General features: G+C 40.0%; 15 protein-coding genes and 1 tRNA gene. 6 read left to right on the forward strand and 10 right to left on the reverse strand.

Translation table 11 applies throughout. The features are described from left to right. Nucleotides 1–5 precede the first annotated feature (5 nt). From trkA to N5852_RS06975, 3 genes are read right to left on the reverse strand one after another with little or no spacing between them, the layout of a single operon-like run. Nucleotides 6–1,382: a Trk system potassium transporter TrkA gene (gene trkA / locus N5852_RS06965; RefSeq protein WP_262097116.1), complete on the reverse strand. Its 1,377-nt coding sequence runs from the start codon at nt 1,380–1,382 to the stop codon at nt 6–8. Nucleotides 1,383–1,385: 3 nt separating this feature from the next. Continuing rightward, nucleotides 1,386–2,750, reverse strand: a complete 1,365-nt coding sequence (locus N5852_RS06970) for a nitrogen assimilation response regulator NtrX (RefSeq protein WP_262097117.1) — start codon at nt 2,748–2,750, stop codon at nt 1,386–1,388. Then, nucleotides 2,750–5,008, reverse strand: coding sequence for a sensor histidine kinase NtrY-like (locus N5852_RS06975; protein ID WP_262097118.1), 2,259 nt, complete (start codon nt 5,006–5,008; stop codon nt 2,750–2,752). The genes N5852_RS06970 and N5852_RS06975 overlap by 1 nt, the downstream gene beginning before the upstream one ends. Nucleotides 5,009–5,802: 794 nt before the next feature. Here N5852_RS06975 and rirA point away from each other — a divergent pair. The 4 genes from rirA to N5852_RS06995 all read left to right on the forward strand — a co-directional run bounded on the left by rirA (nt 5,803) and on the right by N5852_RS06995 (nt 8,767). Next, nucleotides 5,803–6,261, forward strand: coding sequence for an iron-responsive transcriptional regulator RirA (gene rirA / locus N5852_RS06980; RefSeq protein ID WP_262099715.1), 459 nt, complete (start codon nt 5,803–5,805; stop codon nt 6,259–6,261). A gap of 33 nt (nt 6,262–6,294) precedes the next feature. Then, nucleotides 6,295–7,512, forward strand: coding sequence for a bifunctional 2-C-methyl-D-erythritol 4-phosphate cytidylyltransferase/2-C-methyl-D-erythritol 2,4-cyclodiphosphate synthase (locus N5852_RS06985; protein WP_262097119.1), 1,218 nt, complete (start codon nt 6,295–6,297; stop codon nt 7,510–7,512). Next, nucleotides 7,509–8,027 carry a CinA family protein gene (locus N5852_RS06990; RefSeq protein WP_262097120.1) on the forward strand — a complete coding sequence of 173 codons (519 nt, stop codon included), beginning with the start codon at nt 7,509–7,511 and terminating at the stop codon, nt 8,025–8,027. The genes N5852_RS06985 and N5852_RS06990 overlap by 4 nt, the downstream gene beginning before the upstream one ends. Nucleotides 8,028–8,560: 533 nt before the next feature. Next, nucleotides 8,561–8,767 (forward strand): DUF3126 family protein, encoded by a 207-nt coding sequence (locus N5852_RS06995; protein WP_182419324.1) that lies wholly within the window; start codon nt 8,561–8,563, stop codon nt 8,765–8,767. 61 nt (nt 8,768–8,828) lie between these two features. On the opposite strand, the gene radC is transcribed toward N5852_RS06995, so the two are convergent. From radC to sfsA, 3 genes are all read right to left on the reverse strand, one after another. Further along, on the reverse strand, nt 8,829–9,647 hold the full coding sequence (gene radC, locus N5852_RS07000; RefSeq protein WP_262097121.1) for a RadC family protein: 819 nt from the start codon (nt 9,645–9,647) through the stop codon (nt 8,829–8,831). Between the two features lie 144 nt (nt 9,648–9,791). After that, on the reverse strand, nt 9,792–10,619 hold the full coding sequence (gene map / locus N5852_RS07005) for a type I methionyl aminopeptidase (RefSeq protein ID WP_262097122.1): 828 nt from the start codon (nt 10,617–10,619) through the stop codon (nt 9,792–9,794). Beyond that, nucleotides 10,619–11,347 (reverse strand): DNA/RNA nuclease SfsA, encoded by a 729-nt coding sequence (sfsA, locus tag N5852_RS07010; RefSeq protein WP_262097123.1) that lies wholly within the window; start codon nt 11,345–11,347, stop codon nt 10,619–10,621. Before sfsA ends, map begins: the two co-directional genes overlap by 1 nt. A 725-nt stretch (nt 11,348–12,072) precedes the next feature. On the opposite strand from sfsA, the gene N5852_RS07015 reads away from it, so the two are divergent. Next, nucleotides 12,073–12,918 carry an RNA methyltransferase gene (locus N5852_RS07015; protein ID WP_262097124.1) on the forward strand — a complete coding sequence of 282 codons (846 nt, stop codon included), beginning with the start codon at nt 12,073–12,075 and terminating at the stop codon, nt 12,916–12,918. Nucleotides 12,919–12,924: 6 nt separating this feature from the next. Next, nucleotides 12,925–13,719, forward strand: coding sequence for a glutamate racemase (gene murI / locus N5852_RS07020; RefSeq protein WP_262097125.1), 795 nt, complete (start codon nt 12,925–12,927; stop codon nt 13,717–13,719). Between the two features lie 141 nt (nt 13,720–13,860). Here the strand turns inward: murI and N5852_RS07025 are convergent, their stop codons facing one another. The 4 genes from N5852_RS07025 to folE form a co-directional block, all read right to left on the reverse strand. Continuing rightward, complete coding sequence (locus N5852_RS07025) at nt 13,861–14,355, reverse strand: GlcG/HbpS family heme-binding protein (RefSeq protein ID WP_262097126.1); 495 nt, start codon at nt 14,353–14,355, stop codon at nt 13,861–13,863. Nucleotides 14,356–14,872: 517 nt separating this feature from the next. Further along, a tRNA-Leu gene (locus N5852_RS07030) sits at nt 14,873–14,957 on the reverse strand. Nucleotides 14,958–15,169: 212 nt separating this feature from the next. After that, on the reverse strand, nt 15,170–15,580 hold the full coding sequence (gene hisI / locus N5852_RS07035) for a phosphoribosyl-AMP cyclohydrolase (RefSeq protein ID WP_262097127.1): 411 nt from the start codon (nt 15,578–15,580) through the stop codon (nt 15,170–15,172). After that, nucleotides 15,577–16,200, reverse strand: a complete 624-nt coding sequence (gene folE / locus N5852_RS07040) for a GTP cyclohydrolase I FolE (protein ID WP_262097128.1) — start codon at nt 16,198–16,200, stop codon at nt 15,577–15,579. Before folE ends, hisI begins: the two co-directional genes overlap by 4 nt. Nucleotides 16,201–16,384: the final 184 nt, after the last annotated feature.

Consider the following 16,384-nt stretch of genomic DNA (forward strand, 5'->3'; position numbering starts at 1 on the left):
GCTCGTTAAAAAAATTCAAAGCTCACCCTAAACATTTGCTCTACTTCTTTGACTGCGTCAGCTAACGCGAAAATAACCACGCGATCTTTTGCTTGAAGCCGTAAGTCACCTGTAGGTCTTATTATTTCATCTTTACGATAAATAGCACCAATTCGTAAACGATTTGATAGTGCTAATTCCTTAATCGTTTTGCCAACTAACGGAGATGTCTCTACAGCCTCTACTTCTAATAATTCGGCCTTGCCGTCGGAAATAGAGTGTACCGCCCTGATGCGTCCGCGTCTTACATGCTGTAAAACTTTTGATATGGTTGCATTACGAGGGTTGATATGGGCATCAATACCATCAGTTCGCGTAAATTCTTCATAAACAGGATCATTGATAAGAACCATATTGGCCGATGTGCCAAGACGTTTTGCCATCATCGCACTCAAAATATTGACTTGATCTTGATTGGTCAAAGTTACGATAAGATCTGCGGTTTCAGCTCCTGCTTCTTGCAAAAGCTCTTGATCCAATGCGCTGCCATGCAAAACAGGTGTTTTTTTCAATCTATCGGTGATGTACAGAGCGCGTTCTTTATCAAATTCAATCATTTTGACTTTGGCAGGATGGTTCTGCTTTTCTATTTCTTGTGCAACATAAAGACCAATATGGCCACCACCTGCAATAATTATGCGGCGCGCCTCTTGTTCTTCATGGCCAAACAGCGCCATAGTGCGGCGTACTTGCTTATCTGCAACCGCAACATAAACCACATCACCAGCATTTAATTCATCATCAGCTTGTGGAATGAATAATTTACCATTGCGTTTTGTACCAACGACCGTTGCTTGTAGGTCGGGAAATAAACTGCTTAACTGCCGTAGAGGCGTATTTACCAAAGGACAATCATCACTGCAGCTAATGGCAAGAAAAATAACTTTACCATCACAAATACTTAAAACATCAAGAGCGCCAGGCTCAGCAAGGCGCCGTAAAATAAGCTTTCCAACTTCAATTTCAGGGGAAATAACAACATCTATGGGAAGGTTTTCGCGCGAAAAAAGATCTTGATAGCGCGGATCAAGATAGGCTTGGGAACGAACGCGGGCAAATTTTGTTGGTACGGCAAAAAGGGAATGGGCTACTTGGCAAGCAACCATATTAATCTCATCGTGGAGGGTAACGGCAATTAGCATATCCGCTTCATCAGCACCTGCGGCAGCTAGCATATCAGGATGAGAACCATGGCCGACAAGTCCGCGCACATCTAGTTCGTCTCTTATTGTAAAAATAAGATCGGGGGAAATGTCAATAACTGTCACATCGTTTTGCTCTGCTGCCAAGCGTTCGGCAATGCCATAGCCCACTTGGCCTGCACCACAAATAATAACCCGCATATTTTAATATACCCCTAGAGACTTTAATTTTCGATGCAAAGCCGAGCGTTCCATACCGACAAATTCTGCTGTGCGCGAAATATTACCACCAAAACGGTTTATTTGGGCAACAAGATATTGCTTCTCAAATAGTTCGCGCGCTTCACGCAATGGAAGAGCCATAATATGCTGGTCATTATCGGTCGGGACGCGGGGTAGGGAATCGCCAATTTCTGCAGGTAAGTGTTCAGCCGTAATCGGTTCTTCATTATTATCATCGCGGGTTAAAATCAGAAGCCGCTCTACATTGTTGCGCAATTGCCGCACATTGCCAGGCCAACTATGCGCCTGTAAAACCGCCATAGCATCTTCACTAATAACGCGTGGTCGGATTCCTGTTTGGCTAGCAATTTGCTTGACGAAAAAGTCAACAAGGGTAGGGATATCCTCTCTGTGGCGTGATAACGAGGGAACAGACAAGGGAACGACTGCTAGACGGTGGAAAAGATCTTCGCGAAATAAGCCTTCAGCAATCAGTCCTTCAAGATTTTGTGCGGTTGATGAAATAATCCGCACATCAACTTTGACCCGTTTATTACCACCCACTCGCTCAAATTTTTGCTCGGTTAAAACACGCAAAATTTTATTTTGTGTTTCGCGCGGCATATCGGCTACTTCATCGAGGTATAAGATACCACCATGAGCTTCTTCTAAAGCACCGATTTTGCGTTCGCCACCGTCCATTTCGGTACCAAATAGCTCAATTTCCATGCGCTCTGGTGTAATTGTCGCCGCATTTAAGGTGACAAAGGGACCGTTAGCGCGTGTCGATAGCGCATGAATCATCCGTGCTGCCATCTCTTTACCAGAGCCGGAAGGGCCCGTTATCATGATGCGACTATTGGTTGGGGCGATTTTTTCAATGGTTTGCCGCAATTGGTTAATAACTAAAGAATTTCCAAGGAGTTCTGGTGTATCGGTTACTTTTTTGCGTAGTTCTGTAACTTCACGCTTTAATTTTGATGTTTCAAGAGCTCTTTCTGCGACTAAAACTAGTCGGTCAGCTTTGAAGGGCTTTTCAATGAAATCATAAGCGCCACGTTTGATTGCTGAAACCGCTGTTTCAATATTGCCATGGCCAGAAATCATTACGATGGGAAGGTTTGGATATTGTCTCTTAATCTCATCAAGCAAAGAAAGGCCATCAAGACGGCTTCCTTGCAACCATATATCAAGAAAAATCAGGCGGGGAACGCGCTCATTAATAGCGGCCAATGCCTGATCTGCATCGCCTGCCATACGTGTCTCATGCCCTTCATCTTCTAAAATGCCAGCAACGAGTTCTCGAATGTCCATTTCATCATCGATTACAAGAATATCAGATGCCATTATTTTAAACCTTCTTCTTTAGAAGACATGTCTATGTCTATATTTTTATAGTTATTTTCTATTTTAGGAAAAATAAAGCGGATCATTGCGCCAATGCCATCATAAAAATCGCTAGGTGCATCATGCAATTCCATATAGCCACCATGTTCTTCAACGATTTTTCGCACAATTGCAAGACCAAGACCAGTGCCTTTTTCCCGTGTTGTCATATAAGGTTCTAGAAGTTTTTGCCGGTCATCTTTTGGTAGCCCTTTACCATTATCAATAATATCAACATAGATAGTACCATTTTTATCATAAGACCGCACGAATATATGACCATGAAAATCGTCGCGTCCCGAAACAGCATCAATCGCTTCGCTGGCATTTTTAATAACATTACCAAAAGCCTGCCCGATAAGGCGATTATCGAAACTGCCAATGAGAGGTTCTTCACCAAAATCCCGTTCGAATTTAATTTCATGGCGTGAAACTTCAACGAGGAAGCTAGCTTCACGCAAGGCATTACGTAAATCTGTGGTTGCCATGACCGGTTTGGGCATGCGTGCAAATGAAGCGAATTCATCGACCATGCGTCCAATATCACCAACTTGTCTTATAATTGTATCAACACATTGATCAAAAACTTCGCGGTCACTTGTGATAACTTTGCCGTAACGACGGCGGATTCGCTCGGCAGAAAGCTGGATTGGCGTTAATGGGTTTTTAATTTCATGGGCAATACGGCGGGCAACATCAGCCCAAGCTGATGATCGTTGCGCGTCGATCAGGTCGGTGATGTCATCAATTGTTACCACCCATGAATGTGCTTCGTTTTTTGAATCTTCCATTGTGGTTTGAACGCTAAACACACGTGCCCGACCATGATGAGTGATCGATATTTGTTCGCGATGAATTTTTTTAGCTGAAGAGCGCGCGACTTCAAAAACGCGGCCAATTTCGCAATGCACTGAAATGAGGCTGCGTCCAATAACTTCTTCTGGCTTGAATTCAAGCATTGTCTCGGCAGACTTGTTAATAATGGTAATGTCAGCGTGATCGTCAACACCGATAACAGCGGCACTTACTCCCGATAAAACTGTTTCTGAAAAGCGGCGCCGCTCATCAATTTGATCTTTGGCTGAAATTAACAAATTTTGTTGATTTTTAAGCTCAGCCACCATGTAATTAAAGGTCTTAGATAATTGACCAACATCGCCATCGCGTGCCCTTACTGGAACGAGAACATTCATATTGCCTGATGCAACATCATCTGCCGCACCAATTAATAGGCGGATAGGCAGAACGAGCTTATCAGCCACAGCAATTGCTGTCCAAATTGCCGATAAAAGCATGATGAGGAAAAGGCAAAAATAAAGAACAGCAAAAGCAATTTGCATGGTGACACGATTTGCTTCCATGTCGCGATAGCGGTTGGTATTATCTTCAGTTAAGCGAAACGCGTCCAAAACACGCGGATCAACTTGGCCGACCACATATAACCAAGCATTATCGATATTTTGCATCTTTAGGATAACGCCAAAATAATCATATTGACCCGGTCTAAAAGCAACAGGCTTGTCACTTTGAGCTTCTTCAATCCATTCTTTACGGGGGATGGGTAAATCTAAACCCTCAGCTTGATCACTTTGGACGATAATTGATCTATCTTCGCGTAGCAAAAAAGCGCCACTTAGATTTCGTCCGGTTACCTGCAAGGACAGTTGTCGTTTATATTCAACTGGATTTAAGTTTAATAATTGGCGGTTATCCAATTGTTGTGCCATAGTATAAGAGGCCGCTTGCAGCGAGTTTAGTGTCGCGCTTTCATATGCATTTGCAAAATTAACCGATGAATCAACAATTTGGCGGGTGTTCACATCAAACCAGCGGTCTAGCCCTAAATTAAGTGTAACAAGTGCGATGACCGCAATAACTAAAGCTGGAAGAGCGGCGACCAATGAAAAAAGCGCTATGATGCGAACATGCAGTTTTGATGCCGCCCGCCGTGCGCGCCATGCTTTAATGATTGGATAAAGCTCATGAATGATGACCGCAATCAAACAGATAATCATTGCCACATTGGTAAAAATTAACACTATTGTGACCGGACGGTCAGGGGGGATAGGCGTCAATCCAATAAGAATGAGAAACGATATTGCAGCTGTTAATAACGCAAGGACGATTATTGAAAGACCAAAAGCTGCACGCCGCTTTTTTAAAGCCTTTCCTTGAAGACGTTCTTCTTCAGTCAATCGGGGCGCTTTAAAACCTTTCATTGGATGGCCTTGCTTTTATTCTTTTTTACCAATGAATTGGTCATGATCTACCTTTTAAATATAAGGATCTAATGATAATTAAATTTTTGAATCTATAAGTTATTTTCAATTTAGTTAAGCTAATAAAAATGAATAAGGTCGAATAATGTTTGTGTTTAAAACGTTTTTCTAAGTTTGACTTAGCTTGAAAAAATTAATCGAGAATCTTAATAATTTAAAGCTTACAGGATTTCAGTGGTAATATTGCAACATTTTGTGTCGAAATTGCAACAAAGATGCATAAATGTGATAAAAATATGAAAAAAAATTAATCTGACTTTTTACAGTCATGTTCCTAAGACATAGAAAGCAAAATTTAGACAGTAAAGTTTTTTAGGAAAGATATTTGGTTTTATAATATTGTAAGCTTGATTTCCACCCAAGTAGACTTATGTAGTTGAAATATGCAATATGGTTTATGATTATTCACTAATTATTGTCGTGAACGGTGAAAAATGCAATAGTCTTGGATAAAAGCATGACATGATGTGTTTAAATGCCACATTGATAGTTTAGTTTTTTTGCTTATATCTCAAATAGATAATCTAAAATTATGATACTTGTTCAGTGGGTAGTTTGTTTTTAGGTTTATTTTGGAATTGATTTTTAATGTGATTTTTTGTTTTAACAGTATGAAATTTTAATATTAAAAAACACTTTCTTTTTTTTAGAATAGTTATAAACTGGCGCGCGTCAGTCAAGGCATTTGCCTTATGGAAATGGTCGTAAAGTCGGCCAATATGGAAGGAACTATTATGCGGCTTACAAAACAAACCAATTATGCAATTCGGATGCTTATGTATTGTGCCGCCAATGAAGGTGAGCTTAGCAAAGTACCTGAAATTGCTAAGGCCTATTCAGTTTCTGAACTATTTTTGTTTAAAATTTTACATCCTCTCGTTGAGGCAGGCTTAATGCAAACAGTAAGGGGCCGCAATGGCGGGGTTAAGCTTGCTAAGCCTGCTGTAGAGATTAGTGTTGCGGATGTTGTCAAAGTAACTGAAGAAAACTTTGCGATGGCGGAATGCTTTGAAAATGATGCTGTTGAATGTCCACTCGTCAATGCTTGTGGTTTGAATGCAACTCTATCAAAGGCATTAAAAGCTTTTTTCGATGTTTTGTCAGCGACAACCATTGCAGATTTGCAGCGTCCACAGTTTAGAAGTCGGTTGGGCATTGAACAAATTGAAGAAAGCTGCAAAATGGCAGGCTGATATTCTCAAAAGAGATGAGGCTTTATTATTTCAATGTCAAAAACGGTTGCAGCGATTATTCTTGCTGCCGGTCGCGGTGAACGTGCTGGTAGCGTCGGGCCTAAACAATATGAAAATTTGCAAGGCGAGGCAATTATATGTAAAACCGTGCAGAGATTTGTTGATTGTCCCAGTGTCGGACAAATTATTGTTGTTATCCACAAAGATGATTTAGATCTTGCAAAAGCAGCACTTCAGCGCTTTGAAGCGCGTATAAAGCTAGTTGTTGGTGGAGCTACACGGCAAATATCTACTTTGGCTGGTCTTGAATATTTATCATCATATTCACCAGAATTTGTGCATATTCACGACGCTGCGCGTCCCTTTATTACGGTACAACTTCTTGATAATATCCATAAAAATCTTTCAGTGGAAAGCGGGACTATCATTGCAATTCCTATCTCAGATACTTTGAAAAAGGTGGATGGTAATAATAATATTATTGCAACAATTAAGCGAGATGGTCTATTTAGCGCGCAGACACCGCAGACATTTCCTTTTTCGTTGATTTTTAACGCCCATAAGAAAGCTCATCAAAATCGGCAAGATCATTTTACTGATGATTCAGCTCTTGCTGAGGCTTTTGGTATTCCGGTCAAAGTATTGATAGGCTCTGCCGATAACATAAAAATAACATGGCCGGAAGATTTTGGTCGCGCCCAACAAATTTTTGCAAAGCAACAAGGTAAAAGCCAGCAGAAAGTGAATTGCATGTATCCTGATATACGTACTGGAAATGGTTATGATGTCCACTGTTTTGAAGCGGGGGATCATGTTACACTTTGCGGTGTGGATATTCCTTTTGATAAAAAGCTGTCAGGCCACTCAGATGCTGATGTTGCATTACACGCCTTGACCGATGCGTTATTAGCGACAAGGGGAGCTGGGGATATTGGTACCCATTTTCCACCATCTGATCCGCAGTGGCGTGGGGCTGCATCCCATATTTTTGTCCGCCATGCGGTGTCAATTGTTAAGCAATATGGTGGGCGTATTGCTAATATTGACATTACCTTAATCGCTGAAGCACCAAAAGTTGGGCCTCATCGTGATGCGATGCTTGCTGCATTAAGCGAAATGCTTGGTATCACCAAGGATAGAATATCGGTCAAAGCAACGACAAATGAAAAACTGGGTTTTATCGGTCGTGGTGAAGGTATTGCGGCAATTGCAACAGCCAATGTTATTTATCCAGGTGAGGTGCCTTTATGATTGATGCCAAGATTATTGATGAGCTTGCCCGCGAAGTATTAAAGATTTGCCGACAGCGAAAGCTTTTATTGGCAACAGTTGAATCTTGCACTGGTGGCATGATTGCGGCGGCACTTACCGATATTGCTGGTTCATCAGATGTCGTGGATTGTGGTTTTGTTACCTATTCAAATGAAGCCAAAATGAGCATGGTCGGTGTAGATCAATGTCTGTTAGAAAAATATGGTGCAGTTTCAGAGCCGGTTGCGGTTGCAATGGCAAAGGGCGCTTTGCTCCATAGCAGGGCGGATATTAGTATTGCAGTCACTGGTATTGCTGGACCAGATGGTGGCAGCAATGAAAAAACCGTTGGTCTGGTTCATCTTGCTGTGGCGTTAAAGCAATTTGAACCGTTGCATTTTAAAGCACATTTTGGCGATATAGGGCGAGGGAATGTAAGACAAGCTACTGTGATAAAAGCTTTTGAACTAATCGTTTCTTATGTAAAAAATAATGTAAAATGCTTGCCTCGTTGAGCTGTTATCATTTATTATAAGGAAATAAAAATAATTTTTATAAGGCTCGGCGCTATATATCTTAGGAGGTTGCTTAACCTTTTAAATGTTCTTTTGATTGTAAGCTTTAGTAACTGAACAGAAAAATTTTAATAGCTTTCATTTTGGCTAATTTCTTCTTTTTAAAAAAGGTAAGTAAAATCTGCAAATTAATTTTGCAAATCAATGCAACGGATGTGTTATTACTTAAAAAGTGATCATTGAAATAATTATTGATCGGCTTCGGTCATATTTAGGTGAAAAGGTACATATATCGCAATGATCAGTGGAAGTGATGCAGATTTTATACATTTAATAACTCAAAATTATTGTGTTAAGGCGTTTTTGTTTACTTCTATCAAATAAAGTTACATTTACGAGCATCTTTAACCGTAAAAATACCAACCTATATAATAATTACAATGGAATTAGATTTAAAATAAGTAGTAGCTAATATGATTGTTTATTTGCTATAGACATTTTAAAATGCAGTAAAATATTAGCAGGAGAGTCTTATGAAGCCTGAAGAGATCAAAAAATTAGATGCTTATTTTAAGCGTACATTCGGTAATGCGGCGATTAGTGTTAAGCCTCGGCCACGTAAAGATGATTCATGCGAAGTTTATATTGATGATGAATTCATTGGCGTTGTATATGTTGACGATGACGAGGGTGAGCTATCCTATAATTTTTCCATGGCAATTTTGGATATTGACTTGTAAGCATAGCCAATTGATACATGAAACGAAAGCCAGCTTTTTTCAATCGGAAAGTTGGCTTTTATTATATGAGATCAAGGGATTTTAGGCTGATATGGCCATTTCTTCCGATGATCAGATGGTCTATTATGGTTATATTTAAACCTTTGGCAACTTCCATCAGTTTTATGGTCATGGAAATGTCTTCTCGTGAGGGAGTAGGATCTCCCGATGGGTGATTATGGATAAGGATTATAGCCGCAGCAGAAAGTTCTAAAGCCCGCTTCATCACTTCTCTTGGATAGACAGGGATATGATCAATCGTTCCACTTTGATGAATTTCGTCAGTAATTAAACCATTTTTTTTATCAAGAAATAATATACGGAATTGCTCAATAGTTTCATGCGCCATGACAGATGTGCAATAATCTATAACCTTATCCCAAGATGAAAAAATATTGCGTTTATTAATGCTTGCCCTATTGGCTTTTGTGATTGTCGTGCCAATAATTTTAAGGTCTAATGCAATTGAATCACCACACCCTTTTACGTCAGTAAGGCGTTTTATATCTGCACCGAGCACATCTGCCAATGTGCCAAAATGTTGCAAGAGAGCTTTGGCTAGTGGTTTTGTGTCTGCACGAGGAACCGAGCGGAATAAAAGGAGTTCCAGCAACTCATAGTCAGCTAGTGCTTGCCCATCTGTTTCAATGAAACGTTGTCGAAGCCTTTGCCTATGCCCTTCATAATGCATTTTCTCTTTTGGCTGCTTGGTTTTACCTTTTTTCGTATCCAGCAATTTTGTATTTTCGTGGGTGTTCAATTTTACCTGCGGTGCTATTTGACCTACAAGGCTAAAAAAATCAGCTTCCTGAAAACTGCCTCTATTGTCCTTATCCGACATGGTTCTCCCCCTTACATGCCTGCATAAAGCCTCTTATTAGGTAATTGCAGATGACTTATATTATAGCATTTCAACAATCCTTTCCTGTTTTTAAGCCATCATAAACAGGAAGGAATCTTTAAGGATAAATATTATAAGTCTCACTCAATCTTGTGGCGGTATATAAAACATGTTGGCTGGAGATACTGTAAATATTTCACAACCATCTGCGGTAACCCCAACTGTGTGCTCATATTGCGCAGTCAAGGACTTGTCATTGGTGACGGCTGTCCAGCCATCTTTTAAAATTTTAACATCAGCCTTGCCAAGGTTAATCATTGGCTCAATCGTAAAAATCATGCCTTCACGCAGTTCTGGGCCATCACTTGGTACACCATAGTGAACTATATTGGGTGTATCATGGAATAATTGTCCAACACCATGACCGCAAAAATTACGCACAACTGAACATCGCTGACTTTCAGCATAGGTTTGAATTGCATGCCCTATCGCACCTGTTCTTGCGCCTGGTTTTACTGCCGCAATAGCAAGCATGAGAGATTCGTGCGTTACTTCCATTAAGCGTTCGGCCGCGCGTTTAATCTTTCCAACCGGATACATCCGGCTCGAATCGCCGTGCCAGCCCTCAACAATAAAGGTAACATCAACGTTAACAATATCACCCTCTTTTAATATGCGCGCGCCTGGAATACCGTGGCACACCACGTGGTTTAATGATGTGCAGCATGAATGGGTAAAGCCACGATAGTTAAGATCCGCTGGCAGTGCGCCTTCTTTGGCGCCAAAAGCGAAAACAAAATCGTCAATGGATTGGGTAGTAATGCCAGGTTTAATGAAGTCAATCAATGCATCAAGGCAGCGGGCTGCTAAATTGCAGGCCTTGCGCATGCCGTCAAAACCTTGCTTGTCAAAAATGCGGATCTGTCCTGTATATTCAATTGGTACTTTTTTATAATCTATATAGGAAACCATTAATTATCCATCGATTCTATAATTGGCGATTCTATAATTGGTAGCGGCCGATAAGCCTCAATTTTTTCAATATCTATTTTGCACCCTATAGCAAAAGCCTCAACCCCTTTTTTACGTGCAAGTTGAAATTCTTCACCATAAATAGGATCTAAATCGGCGCAAATTGACATTTTGTCGCAATCTTCTCGTTGAATAACAAAAAGCATGATCGCTCGTTTGCCTTGTTCTACCATCTTGGCTAATTCGCGTAAATGCTTAGTGCCGCGCGTAGTTACTGTGTCTGGAAATTCTGCTAAACCTTTTTCTCTCATAAAATGAACGTTTTTTACTTCGACATAAGTATCAACTTTATTCGTATCTCTTAGCAAGAGATCGACACGGGAATTGCTGCCATAGTGCTGTTCACGTAAAATAGAGCTATAACCAGACAAGTCGGCTACAAGACCTATTTGGATCGCTTCTTCAGCAATTTTATTGGGAATAGACGTATTGATCCCTACTAAAATATTGTTCGATTCTACGATTTCTAATCTATACTGATATTTTCGGGTGGGCGAAACAGAATGGGAGAGCCAAACCCTGCCATTTTCATGAAGTAATCCGCGCATGGAACCAGTATTTGGAACCGACACCGTTATTTCATCGCCATTTTCAAGAATGACATCGGCTAAAAACCGCTTATAGCGTTTAATGAGACGCGCCGGTGTAAGAGGAGAAGTAAAAAGCATAGCATATGATAGGATATGGCCAATGAAAAAGCAAATCGCTACCCATGGGAAATTAAAATCTATTTAGATTGAAATATTTATACGAGATCCTCGTCAATTAATCAGCTCTACTTATAGCACCTATCATAAAAATTAATATTCAATGATAATAAGCTAAGAATTGCAATTATTGAACAAAGTAATGAATAATATCTGAGATCGTAAGGTTTGCGCCAAAAACCATGATTATAGCAATAAGTCCTGTTGCAAAAAGCGCGACGGTTGTTCTTGTTTCACTTTTCATTTTGAACCTCATCAATCTGTCTATATCGGTCAAGTAAATTATTTCTATTTCATGAAGGCAAAACTGGACTGCAAACAAGGCTTCAGTTAGGCAAAAAAATGATCATCTCTGACCGTTTTTGTGATTTTTTGAAGAAAAAAATAAATAACTTAGAATAAGGTTGCTAAAAGGTTAATATCTACTGATGCTATGGGAATGCACTTTAATCGATATTAAAAAAAGCGCATGATCGGTTGAGTTAAGGATGCATAATTGCAAAGCGATTTTTATATTGTATGGTTAAGTAGATGTTGACTTACTTAGCCATGCTAAGTTTTGGTTCGCTATTGACTTTACCATGATAATGTCAAAGAACGATCAAAGGTTTTTTAACTTCTCTTTGTTGGTGATATTGATCTTTCAACAATGTTTAATTCAGGTGAAATAGAGAAAATATATTATTATGGCTGGTACAGATAAAAATCGCGCAATGATTAAAGAGGGGCCTGCAATCATTCTTGTTAATCCGCAATTGCCAGAAAATATTGGCATGGTAGCACGTGCAATGGCCAATTTTGGTTTGGCTGAATTGCGTCTTGTTAATCCACGCGAAGAATTTCCTAGCGAAAAAGCATTTTCTGCAGCAAGTAAAGCTGATCATATTATCGAAAATGCGGTTGTTTTTGATAATTTGCGCGATGCTGTTAGCGATTTGACATTTATCTATGCAACGACAGCCCGTGAACGAGATGGTTTTAAACCAGTGCGCAGTCCCGTCGAAGCAACACAAAGGTTACGAGTATTAGAAACAAATGGCCAAAAAACAGGCATTTTATTTGGGCGTGAACGTTTTGGACTTTCTAATGAAGAAGTTAGCCTTGCTGATGAAATTGTAACTTTTCCGGTTAATCCTGCATTTGCCTCTTTAAATATTGCGCAAGCTGTTTTACTTATGTCTTATGAGTGGATGAAGACCTCGTTAGATAAAAGCACTGACACCGCTTTTCGTGGCCCAGATTATATACCAGCTGAAAAACATAGTCTTTATGGATTTTTCGATCAATTGGAAGATGCTTTGGATGTTAGGGGCTATTTTAGACCGGTAGAGCGCAAGCAAGTAATGGTTGATAAAATTCGAGCGGTTTTAACGAGGGCAGATTTCGGCGATTCAGAGCTCAAGCTTTTACGCGGCGTTATCTCGTCACTAGATAGGTTTTCGCCGCAAAGGCCACGCGGGGCAGGTGCACCCGAGGGTGAATCACTGCGTAGGGGTAGGGTAGATAAAAAGCCAATCGATGATTGCGAGTAGGAATTTATGAGCGAGCGTATTCGTCCTGTTCTGTTTTTTGATAGCGGTATCGGTGGCCTATCGGTACTGCGTGAAGCACGTATTGTAATGCCTGATCGCCATTTTATTTATGTGGCTGATGACGCAGGTTTCCCATATGGTACTTGGGATGAGGATGCGTTGCGCGAACGTATTCTTATTTTGTTTGAATGGCTTTTACGCCGTTATGATCCTGAGCTTTGCATTATCGCTTGCAATACAGCTTCAACGCTTGTTTTGGCCGATTTGCGACGACATTTTAGCAATGTACCATTTGTTGGAACTGTTCCTGCAATTAAGCCAGCAGCCGAGCAAACATTAAGCGGAATTATCTCTGTTTTAGCGACACCAGGAACCGTAAAACGTGCCTATACCCGTGACCTTATCGCGTCTTTTGCGCAGCAATGCCAAGTGCGTTTGGTGGGGAGTGAAAGCCTTGCAATGATTGCAGAAGGCTACTTGCGTGGCATGGCTATTGATTATGAATTGGTACGCAGAGAAATTGCTGGTTGCTTTATTGAAAAGAGCAATGGCCGCACTGATATTGTTGTGCTTGCTTGCACCCATTATCCATTTTTAATCAATGTTTTTCGGAAAGTTGCCCATTGGCCTGTAGACTGGCTTGACCCTGCCGAAGCGATTTCGCGGCGTGCGGCCTCTTTGCTAAAGCCTTTATCTGAACAAATGGATCTTGCTGCAGATTTGGCTTTCTTTACATCTCAAACTTCAGATTTTGCAACGCGGCGTTTATTGCATGGATTTGGTCTTCAATGCGATTGGTGATAATCTCTTATCACATATTGTTTCTATGATTTGATATTTCATTTTCTATAGGCTAACTAGCTGTTTGAAACTGTCTATTCCAATATCAGTGATCCATATTGGAATAGCAGACGCGATTATGTTTCAAAATATTAGTGTATTCTAATTATTGTGGGCTTGAGCCAAGGATTTTGTATAGGAATTGGCAATTTTTTCAGCAATTTGAATTTCTACATTGCGTATAGCACCACTAACGCCAACTGCACCCACAACAACGTCATTATTGAGTACTGGTACCCCGCCACCAACTGGCACCAAATTAGGCAGCGTTGCGATAGCAGGTTCAGCGCTATTAACGCGATCCATATTGACCGATGTTTTAATTTTGTAAAGAGCCGCCGATTTTGCCTTTGCTATTGCGGCATCAATACAGCTGAGTGGTGCTCTATCCATACGTTGAAAGGCAATCAACATCCCTGATGGATCAACGATGGCAACGCAAATATTTGCCTTGGTTTCAATAGCGGCAGTCGTCCCTAAATTGATCATGCTTTGCGCGTCATTGCTATCAAGGGTTGAAATTGAGTATTCCGCAAGGGCGGGCATTGGTAAAGCAATTACACATGATAATATTGCCGATTTTAATATGGCTTTCATCAGAGTCTCCATAGGGCCGCAGACAGTTTTAATTAAGGTTATTATTCGTTAAAAAAGTAAAAAAAAATTGCACTTTTTTGATTAAAAGAAGTGTAGTAAACCAAGATAAAATTTTCTTATAGTCAAAATGCTACACGAATCTTTAAATAGCATCATTATGCAGTTTCTAATCCTTAATTAGGTACCATTTCTAGGCAAAGCTTAGTCAAAACTGTGACAATTGGTTTATTTTCCATGACCATTTGATATAAATGTTTGTTGTATAGAATTGCTTGGAATAAGTTGTAAATTATAATATTTGCAAAATAACTTTGTTTAGTGGATATCAACTGTGAGAGCTATCTGCATTTTTATAGAAAGCCAATTCTCTTAAGTATTTTTAGGAAACGCGATATTTTTATCAAAGTTAATGGTAGGCGCAGTTTAAAAGATATAATAAAGTGGAGAAAATTGCTGGACCAATCGAAAGGTAAAATAAGCAATAACACTTTTTTATCGAAATTTAAAAGTTAAAAAATGGTGCGGTCGAGAAGACTCGAACTTCCACGGGTTGCCCCACAGCGACCTCAACGCTGCGCGTCTACCAATTCCGCCACGACCGCACGTGGTAGAAGCTAAAATAAATCAGCTAGCGGCATGTAACAAATGTGTAACTTTATGACAAGCACTTTTTTTTAAATATAACAATTTTTTTAGATGTTGGTTATCTTAGCACTTAAATGAAGCAATATGTTGCCTAAAAGATGAGGCAAGTGCGTTTCAAGAGCTAATTTTAAAGCAAAGATGCTCAATGATTTCATTGAACCATTATTCGTTAAACTTTTAACAATAGTGATTTGCCGTTTTTAACTTGAATGCTACGATAAAAACAACTCTGTCTTCCCGTATGACATGTTGGTCCGTGACCTTCCACTTCAACTTTAAGCAAAAGTGCATCTTGATCACAATCGACAAGAATTTCTTTTATTTGTTGCATATTGCCTGAAGTTTCGCCTTTTTTCCAAAGTGACTGGCGAGAGCGTGACCAATAATGAGCAATGCCAGTGCTTAAAGTAAGCTCCAAAGATTCTTTGTTCATATATGCTAGCATCAAAACTTCGTTGGTTACATGGTCGCAAGCAATGGCTGTAATTAAGCCATTTTGGTCAAAGCGCGGCGCGAAAATATCGCCTTCTTCCTGCTTTTCCTTATCAATAAAAGGAGAAGAAAAATTTTCAGACTTCATCGAAATCCCCTTATCATATTCATAAATTGCGCTTGTTCTTGCGGATTATTTTGATAATGACCGCGAAATGCGACCGTTATCGTGGTTGAACCCTGCTTTTTTACCCCGCGCATTGCCATGCACAAATGTTCCGCTTCAACTAAAACAGCTACACCGCGCGGCTTTAAATTATTGTTGATTGCATCGGCTACTTGGGCGGTCATTGTTTCTTGTGTTTGCAGGCGCCGCGCAAAAACATCAACAACTCTTGGTAGTTTTGATAAGCCAACCACGCAATTATCAGGAAGGTAAGCAATATGAGCTTTGCCAATGATCGGCACCATATGATGTTCGCAATGGGAAAAAAACTCAATGTCACGAACAAGCACTGGATCATTGTAGCCAGCGACTTCTTCAAATACAGTTCCCAAGATATCTTCCACCGATTGCTCATAACCACCAAATAATTCACCATAGGCTTTGGTAACGCGTGCAGGAGTTTTAACCAAGCCTTCCCGATCAGGATCTTCGCCTGCCCATAAAAGCAATGTGCGAACGGCTTGCTCAGCCTCTTCACGACTTGGGCGTTTTTCAATAGATAATGGTTTTTTACTAACGGGATTCGGCACGAAAACATCCATTCTAAATTTCAAACTTTTAATTAATTTTACTCGTTTGCTTTATAAAATAATCATAAAGCTAATAGTCAACCTTTAATCACTTACAGTCCTATTTAGTTCCCTATATTCTTTATTAAATAACATAATTTAGAATATATCTAAGGGTGGCAGTAAGTTAATATGGTCTATTAATTTGAATCGGTTA

Source organism: Bartonella sp. HY328, assembly GCF_025449335.1.
In the GTDB taxonomy this organism is placed as follows: domain Bacteria; phylum Pseudomonadota; class Alphaproteobacteria; order Rhizobiales; family Rhizobiaceae; genus HY038.

Coding starts and splice junctions, on each gene's coding strand:
- N5852_RS06985 (WP_262097119.1), top strand. CDS start 6,295: ATGTCAAAAACGGTTGCAGCGATTATTCTTGCTGCCGGTCGCGGTGAA.
- sfsA (WP_262097123.1), bottom strand. CDS start 11,347: ATGCTTTTTACTTCTCCTCTTACACCGGCGCGTCTCATTAAACGCTAT.
- rirA (WP_262099715.1), top strand. CDS start 5,803: ATGCGGCTTACAAAACAAACCAATTATGCAATTCGGATGCTTATGTAT.
- N5852_RS06990 (WP_262097120.1), top strand. CDS start 7,509: ATGATTGATGCCAAGATTATTGATGAGCTTGCCCGCGAAGTATTAAAG.
- trkA (WP_262097116.1), bottom strand. CDS start 1,382: ATGCGGGTTATTATTTGTGGTGCAGGCCAAGTGGGCTATGGCATTGCC.
- N5852_RS06975 (WP_262097118.1), bottom strand. CDS start 5,008: ATGAAAGGTTTTAAAGCGCCCCGATTGACTGAAGAAGAACGTCTTCAA.
- radC (WP_262097121.1), bottom strand. CDS start 9,647: ATGTCGGATAAGGACAATAGAGGCAGTTTTCAGGAAGCTGATTTTTTT.
- N5852_RS06995 (WP_182419324.1), top strand. CDS start 8,561: ATGAAGCCTGAAGAGATCAAAAAATTAGATGCTTATTTTAAGCGTACA.
- N5852_RS07015 (WP_262097124.1), top strand. CDS start 12,073: ATGGCTGGTACAGATAAAAATCGCGCAATGATTAAAGAGGGGCCTGCA.
- N5852_RS07025 (WP_262097126.1), bottom strand. CDS start 14,355: ATGAAAGCCATATTAAAATCGGCAATATTATCATGTGTAATTGCTTTA.
- hisI (WP_262097127.1), bottom strand. CDS start 15,580: ATGAAGTCTGAAAATTTTTCTTCTCCTTTTATTGATAAGGAAAAGCAG.
- murI (WP_262097125.1), top strand. CDS start 12,925: ATGAGCGAGCGTATTCGTCCTGTTCTGTTTTTTGATAGCGGTATCGGT.
- N5852_RS06970 (WP_262097117.1), bottom strand. CDS start 2,750: ATGGCATCTGATATTCTTGTAATCGATGATGAAATGGACATTCGAGAA.
- folE (WP_262097128.1), bottom strand. CDS start 16,200: ATGGATGTTTTCGTGCCGAATCCCGTTAGTAAAAAACCATTATCTATT.
- map (WP_262097122.1), bottom strand. CDS start 10,619: ATGGTTTCCTATATAGATTATAAAAAAGTACCAATTGAATATACAGGA.